This is a genomic window from Shewanella sp. S1-49-MNA-CIBAN-0167, from assembly GCF_040310145.1.
GTDB lineage: Bacteria > Pseudomonadota > Gammaproteobacteria > Enterobacterales > Shewanellaceae > Shewanella > Shewanella psychromarinicola.
The window spans coordinates 50284-57846 of record NZ_JBEOPO010000034.1; the positions used below are offsets into that span (position 1 = coordinate 50284).

5 protein-coding genes and 1 pseudogene are annotated in these 7563 nt (G+C 41.0%); all 6 read left to right on the forward strand.

Translation table 11 applies throughout. The features are described from left to right. The first annotated feature begins 451 nt into the window (after nt 1-451). Nucleotides 452-1102, forward strand: a complete 651-nt coding sequence (locus tag AAEZ00_RS15630; protein ID WP_351089016.1) for a TetR/AcrR family transcriptional regulator — start codon at nt 452-454, stop codon at nt 1100-1102. Continuing rightward, nucleotides 1102-2046: an HlyD family secretion protein gene (locus AAEZ00_RS15635; protein WP_351089018.1), complete on the forward strand. Its 945-nt coding sequence runs from the start codon at nt 1102-1104 to the stop codon at nt 2044-2046. Before AAEZ00_RS15630 ends, AAEZ00_RS15635 begins: the two co-directional genes overlap by 1 nt. Next, nucleotides 2043-2960 carry an ABC transporter ATP-binding protein gene (locus tag AAEZ00_RS15640; protein ID WP_124011601.1) on the forward strand — a complete coding sequence of 306 codons (918 nt, stop codon included), beginning with the start codon at nt 2043-2045 and terminating at the stop codon, nt 2958-2960. Before AAEZ00_RS15635 ends, AAEZ00_RS15640 begins: the two co-directional genes overlap by 4 nt. Next, nucleotides 2950-4077: an ABC transporter permease gene (locus AAEZ00_RS15645; protein ID WP_124011602.1), complete on the forward strand. Its 1128-nt coding sequence runs from the start codon at nt 2950-2952 to the stop codon at nt 4075-4077. Before AAEZ00_RS15640 ends, AAEZ00_RS15645 begins: the two co-directional genes overlap by 11 nt. A gap of 551 nt (nt 4078-4628) precedes the next feature. Continuing rightward, nucleotides 4629-5315, forward strand: coding sequence for a lysophospholipid acyltransferase family protein (locus tag AAEZ00_RS15650; RefSeq protein WP_351089020.1), 687 nt, complete (start codon nt 4629-4631; stop codon nt 5313-5315). Nucleotides 5316-7258: 1943 nt separating this feature from the next. Continuing rightward, nucleotides 7259-7563, forward strand: a pseudogene (locus tag AAEZ00_RS15655) (transposase); the annotation flags it as partial.

The window sequence follows — 7563 nt, forward strand, 5'->3', positions numbered from 1 at the left end:
AACAGATCTCCATCGCATCGTTATAAGTTAATAAAGGGAGTCAAATTAGAGTCGCCACAGGCTTATATTCATCCACAGCTGTGATGGTGAATATTCTGCAGGTAGGATATTAGATTTTATCTGATCGGGGCTAGTGTTTTATGCCTTCAACTACTCAATCCGTTTATTAACAATTCATCGCTTTATAAACAACAATATATTGTCTGACTTAACCCCGACAAAGATCGCCACAAATACCAACAATAATTATCGCGGCCCCTTTTTTTATTCCCCTCCAATGGCTTTGGTCATAAAATGATTTTGCACCTCATTGTTGACTATTTATTAATCTTAATAAGACACCATTCCTTGATGTAATTCCGCACGGGATCATACATTGTGGAATTAATGTTCTATTTTCTTTGTCCGTTTTTGCTATTATTCATCAATAGATGAATTAATGGAGTTTGAGATGGCAGATAAACCGGGAAGACCCAAAGGGGAGACCCAAACTCGCGCTGCACTCATCGACGCGGCACAAGGATGTTTTCTTCACAACAGCTATGATCGAGTGTCTATTCGCGAACTGGCTCGGCGTGCTGGTGTCGATGCCGCGATGATCCGTTACTACTTTGATTCCAAAGCAGGTTTATTTGAAACCATGGTGAGAGAAACGATTGCCCCCGTGGCCATTGTGTTTAAACATGATGTAAAAAATCAAAAAGACTCTCCAGAAGCACTAATGCGGGCTTATTATCGAATGATGGAAAGAACCCCTGCACTGCCTAGATTAATTTTCCAATCATTGAATCAACAGGATAGTGATGAAGCGTTCACCATTGTATCGAATGTAATTCATGAGATGATCGGTTATGCCGGAGACTGGATTAAGGAATTATCCGATCAACAAAAACTCAATCCACAGCTCGATCCCAAATGGGTACGTTTAAGTTTTATCAGCTTAATGGTCTTTCCACTGATTGCGCCCAAAGTATTACTCAAAGAATTGGATTTACCCCTTAGCGAGTCCATGTTAGACCAACTGCTTGCACACAATATGCTGGTGATGAATCAAGGATTATTCCGAGACTCATCGATACGAGCTTCAGGATCAGGAGTTTAATGATGAAACGTCTGCTATTTTGGTTACCTATTATGCTTCTATTCGCAGGTTGTTCTGGGGAAGAAGGTAATCGCGCAATGGGGTTAGTTGAACGAGACAGAATGATGCTTTCTGCACCTGTTGCGGAACAGATCCGCTCGGTTTTGGTTGAAGAGGGACAAAAAGTGAACGCTGGAGACTTGTTGCTACAACTTGATCCCCGTCATGCGCAATGGCTGATTGACCAGCGACAAGCAACCCTCGTCCAAGCACAAGCAAAGCTAAATCAACTGCAAACGGGCACTCGTTTAGAGCAGCTTGCTGCGGCCTATGCCGCGATGCTTGCAGTGCAAGCACAAGCGCAAGATGCAGACAAAAACTATCTGCGTATGAAAGATCTTTGGTTTAAAAAAATAGTGGCAAAAGCCGATTTTGATTCTGCCAAAGCAGTAAGAGATCAAACGGCAGCCCAATTGACTCAAGCTAAGCAGCAATGGTTAGAGCTTAAAAATGGTACCCGCAGCGAAGAAGTAGCGCAGGCGCAAGCGCAAGCTGACATAGCACAAGCTTCATTAGCCGATGCACAACAATCTTTAGCCGAATTAAGCATACGAGCACCCAAAGCGGGAGTGGTAGATGTTTTACCTTGGAAGCTTGGCGACCGCGTCGCGGCCAACATTCAATTAGTGACACTGCTTGCCAGTGACCGACTTTATGCGCGGGTGTATTTGCCTGCCACTGCTCTGGGTAAAATTAGCCAAGGAGACACAGTAGCGGTATGGATTGATGGTCAAGAACAACCTGTCATGGGAACCGTGCGTAACATTCGAAGTACTCCAGCTTTTACGCCCTACTTCGCACTGAACGAGCGAGATCGTGCCCGGTTAATGTATTTAACTGAGATTGACTTACCGAGCGATCAAAACTTACCCATAGGGATTGGTGTCGAGGTTCGATTACCATGAAACAACCCGCATATGTGATCGAAACACAAGGATTAACCCGTCGATTTGGTGATTTAGTCGCGGTAGATCAACTGGATTTACAGGTTACGAAAGGCAGTATTTATGGCTTTCTTGGTCCCAATGGCTGTGGTAAGTCAACACTCATACGGATGTTAACTGGGTTATTAACACCCAGTGCTGGCAAGGCCACTATTTTAGGCTTACCACTGCAAGGTAATGAAGAGTCGCTCAAAAGCCGAATTGGCTATATGACGCAGAAATTTTCCTTGTATGACAATTTAACGGTATTGGAAAATATGCGCTTCGTTGCGGCCATCTATAGTGTTAAAGATAAAACCCGCGTGGCAAGCTTATTGGAACAATATGGCCTCGAGCCGCAACAAAAGCAGTTAGCCGGCACCATGAGCGGTGGACAAAAACAACGCTTGGCGCTGGCGTGCGCCACCATGCACCGCCCTGAACTGCTGTTTCTTGATGAACCTACTTCTGCTGTCGACCCGCAAAATCGACGGGACTTTTGGGAGCACCTGTTTGATCTTAGTGACAGTGGCACAACGATTTTGGTGTCGACGCACTATATGGATGAGGCAGAGCGCTGTCATCAATTGGCCATTTTAGAAAATGGCATCAAACGGGCAAATGGAACCCCGCGTGAGTTAATGCAATCAATGGGGGCCACGGTTATCGAAGTCAGTGGCGATAATATAAGGGAGTTAAAACAAAAACTAACTGCTGTGGACGCGGTTATTTCAGCATCCCAATCTGGTACTCGCTTAAGAGTACTGGTCAATGAGTCTATAACGGAGCCTTTGCAGTTTCTGAGCACTGTTTGTGATCAACATCAGCTTGAAATCGTTCGTCCGAGTCTTGAAGATGTATTTGTCACCAGTACCGGAGGTCGACATGTGGGGTAGATTAGTTGCCATTGTCTTCAAAGAAATGAAACAGCTGTCTCGAGATCGGATGACATTTGGCATGATTGTGATGATCCCATTACTGCAATTAATGTTATTTGGTTATGCCATCAATACCGATATTCGCCATGTGCCCGCTGGCATTATCGACATGAGTCAAACCACCTATAGCCGGGCAATCAAACAGACCGTAATTGCTACGCAAGCAGTTGACTTTAAACATCAATATTACTCTATCGATCAAGCTGAAAAAGCCATTACTAATGGCGAAGTCAAAGCCGTGCTTTATTTACCCGTCGATTTGCCTCAACGACTGTTAATTCACCCTGCATTTGATCCAAAACAGGGATCATCACAAATTACTCGACCCGTTGGACAATGGCTATTGGACGGTTCCGATACCATGGTTGCCGCAACAATCCGATCACTAAGAAAACTACCACTGGATGAAGTGGCTAACCGCTCAATCACAATGAGTGTACCGACATTTGAAGTGGTTGAATACTTTAATCCAGAGCAGCGCTCAGTGGTCAATATTGTGCCCGGTTTACTGGCGGTGATCCTAACGATGACGATGATTATGTTCACCTCTGCGGCGATTGTTCGTGAGCAAGAGCTGGGGAATATGGAGTTTTTAATTGTAACGCCGGTTCGCCCACTGGAACTTATGCTGGGTAAAATCATTCCGTATATCTTGGTTGGACTCATCCAAGTGGCGATTATTCTCAGTGCTGGACACTGGATATTTTCAGTACCGGTCCGCGGCGGCTTAGATTCGTTACTACTCGCTTCTTTCTTGTTTATCTGCGCCAGTTTAGCATTGGGCTTGGTCATTAGTACCATTGCGAAAACCCAGCTTCAAGCGATGCAGTTAACCATTTTTGTGCTGATGCCATCAATTTTGTTATCTGGATTTATGTTCCCTTATGAAGCTATGCCCATTGGAGCCCAATGGGTAGCGGAAGCTCTGCCTGCAACCCATTTTATTCGTATGGTGCGAGGCATTGTGCTTAGAGAAGCCGAAGTTATGTCATTAGGCCAGGATGCACTTTGGTTACTCGGCTTTACCTGTATTGGGGTGTTGCTCGCGGCCAAGCGTTTTAATAAACATTTATAAACGGCTTAAAGAAGCGGTGAGTGGTGAAACAACTAGGGAGTGTTTATCTTTGGGGCTCACATGTTGTTAAAATAAACCAAGGCTAATCGTGCTTCAAGGGTGACGCCGAGTCATTTTAAGCTAATAGCTTGTAATAATGCCCCCTTGCTTAGAAATAAGTACAACCATTTAGCTGCATTTTTCGGGCGGAATGAGCCTGTAAATAATGTTTTGGATTGGTGCTGCGTTATAGATTGTTGATGTAGAAAAACCATACTTCATAGGCTCTGCCTTAGATAAAATGGCCACACATTGCTGCAAAATACTGCAAAATGCATCTCGAAAGATCAATAGCTCATAGTCTCTTGGCAAGTACGTCTTCAGCAGCTGTTATTAAACCTTTATCTTAACGACTGACTATCACATAAGACGTTAACACGGCTAAACGTCTTAGCAAGTAGGTCTTCAACCGAGTCAAACTCATTGACAGTAGAAAGTAGAAAGTAAAGACCCGCCCCTGACGAAACTGTTATGATGCAGCAACTTTATGACAGTCATTTTCTGGAGCGCCCTTGACACTAAATCAAATTAAACAAGCAATATACGCCCTTTATTTAACCAATAAGTTCGGTATTAAGCTAAAAGGTGATCACACACCCGATGACATGACGAGAATTCGGTTGGAGTATGCAGAAACGCTATTATCACGCTTAAATATTAGTGTAGAGGTTGAAGGCATTGAGAAGGTTAATCAAGGTGGTCAATATCTTATCGTGTCGAATCATCGAAGTATTATCGATCCATTAATTGTCGAGATTGCTCTAAAGCATAAGGGAATTAACAGTTTATGGATTGCGAAAAAAGAACTTTATAATTCGTTTTTCTTTGGTATGTTTACCAGAAATGCTGGCACAGTATTGCTAGATAGAGAATCAAGTACAATGAGTTCGTTTTTTACTGACATTAAAAACAAGGTTTCCAAAGGTTATTCTATTAGTGTGTTCGCTGAAGGTACGCGTAATAAGAGTGATGAAACATTGACTGAGTTTAAAGAAGGCGCTCAAATCATCGCGATGAAAAATAGATTGCCGATATTACCAGTATTTATAAAAACCAATGCCAATGAAGTCTTGGGTGAGTCGGTGAAAAATAATACTAAAGATTTAAAAATCATCATCAATATTGGTGACATGATTGATTATAAAGATCGTTCTAAAACACTGCAAGACTCGTATAAGTCGCGGTTTAATCTCCTCTAGCCGTTATGACGTTGACTGTACCCTCTCAGCACACACCAATCTATTAAAGTGGTGAAGTTAACAAGCTCAGCGCCTTTGTAACTCAACCGAAAATAGATCGCATACGGTGGCTTACCTTCGCGCAGAACGAGGAATCGTATTTTATTTGGTCATCACGGTGCAATTTATTAAGCTATTGAAACTAAAAAGTAAATATGAAAATTGTTATTCGGCATGATTAAAATGAGCAAGGCCTGATGAACGGATCATTGTAATGGCTAGCATTAATGGCTCACTCATTTAGCGTTTAATGCTCAGTATTTTTAAGCCACAATCACCCCGCTTTGCGACTTAAAAAAGATGCTCATGATCAAAAAAAGGCGAACACAAAGACTTGACCTTCAGCCATAGGCTGACCACTTGCGCTACAGTATCAAGAAGGGAGCCCTTCGGCGGGTCTTCGACCTTGCTACTTTCGCAGGTAAACCTTGAGCAACAACAAGATCAACATCGATATTCTTCAAATTGTGAACCCGCCCCCTCACCTGAATGTAATGGTCAAGATCACAGAGAACATTGTTAATTTTGTTTCGAGCGATTGTTGTGTTTTTTGCTATGACCATAAAACTGTTGCACCAGTTGTGTCGCGCCTTTCAAGTTCTGATCTACTTTGGCGGCGTCCGTCAATGCATGGGTTGGTTTAATTGGGTCTTAACGCACCATAAAAAATAATCTGCAATGCTCTGCAGCGTTGTCCTCGATTAGTTGATGACCCATTGACTGATCTTAGATTGGGTCAGTACAACATCTTCAGGCAGACTGGTCATACTAATGCCGCGACCTCGAGATATGTTTTCACTGAACGACAATTAGGTTAACACCAGCAACTGCGTGCAAAAAATGGTCCGCTGGCTTTGAATTTGCCTGCTTCTCGACATAAATAGTGTTCTTTTCTTTAATGGCTTTCAATCCATTGGGTAGTTCTAAAAAATGAGGCATTATCACTCTCTCTAATTGTACTTCCAATTATACTTACTATATTGTTCTGACCAACGAAAGCGGTTCCTAGCAATGAATACGGCAAAGAAAAATCTTGCACTTTTAGTCTACCCGTTAAAAAAAGCCGTAGACACAAACCTAATCCATCAAAAATGAAATATTTACAACCACAGCAGTTTATAAAATTTTATTAAAGAGAAATTTAATTAAACTTTAGATTATAAACATCCTGAACCCTTTTTTATTTTACTTCTTGAAGTGCTTTTTTAGTAATCGGTAATATAAAGTGTTCGAGTACAACTCACTCCACAAAATTAAACCTCGATGTTTTATTAGTGATTTATTATATAAACCACTCCATAGAAATATTAGTTCTTTTTACGTTTATTTTATCGTAAAAAATTGATAATAGTCTAGCCACGACATCGATTTCCGCTCTATAATTCAATTTAAATAATAATATTAAAACCTTTAAAAACAGCCATATATAGTGATTTTCATATATTTTTAGAGTAAATACACTAATTTGTGATTTAGATTATTGAAAATCGTTGATTATAGGAGTAAGTTACTCGCCACTTGATGGTTATTGTTGATACTTGAGATTAGTAATTTTTCACCATCTCAAAAAAATGTACCATTGCTTTTTTGCTATAAATACTGCTCGACGTTATTCGAGTTAAGCGATTTTATGCAACTGCAGATAGTATCGATTTAATAAGAGAGATATTTAGCTTGCTAATGTTAAGGCCAATTAAATTTCCAGTTAATAAACCGAATGACGTTAAGTAGAAAACAACTCTGATTATTTTTAAATTATAAGGAAGTGAAATACTATGGGTTTTTTATATAATATGCCAAATATTGAAGGTTGGGGGATCGCGATTGCGGTTCTCTTTGTAATGGTCTAATGAAACTGTAGAGATTTATAGCTTAAAATAAGCAAAATCTTAAAGGTATTTATTATGATTAGAAAAACTAAAATCACTGTCAGCCCTCTTCAAAAATTAGAATATGCCAAGCTGATGGTCGAACAGGGTTACACGAACAAGCAAATTGAAGATATGTCAGGTGCAGGTAAATCTGCGGTGTCTAGATGGAAAGTGCAGTACCAGGCTGAATTAGCCGGTAAAACACCGAAAAATGTCAAAGCATTAACTGAAGAACAACGAAGAATACAGCTTCTAGAAGCACAACTAAAACAAGCCATGAGGGATAATGATATCTTAAAAAAGGCTGCAGCTTTCTTCATTCGAGACAATCAAAACTT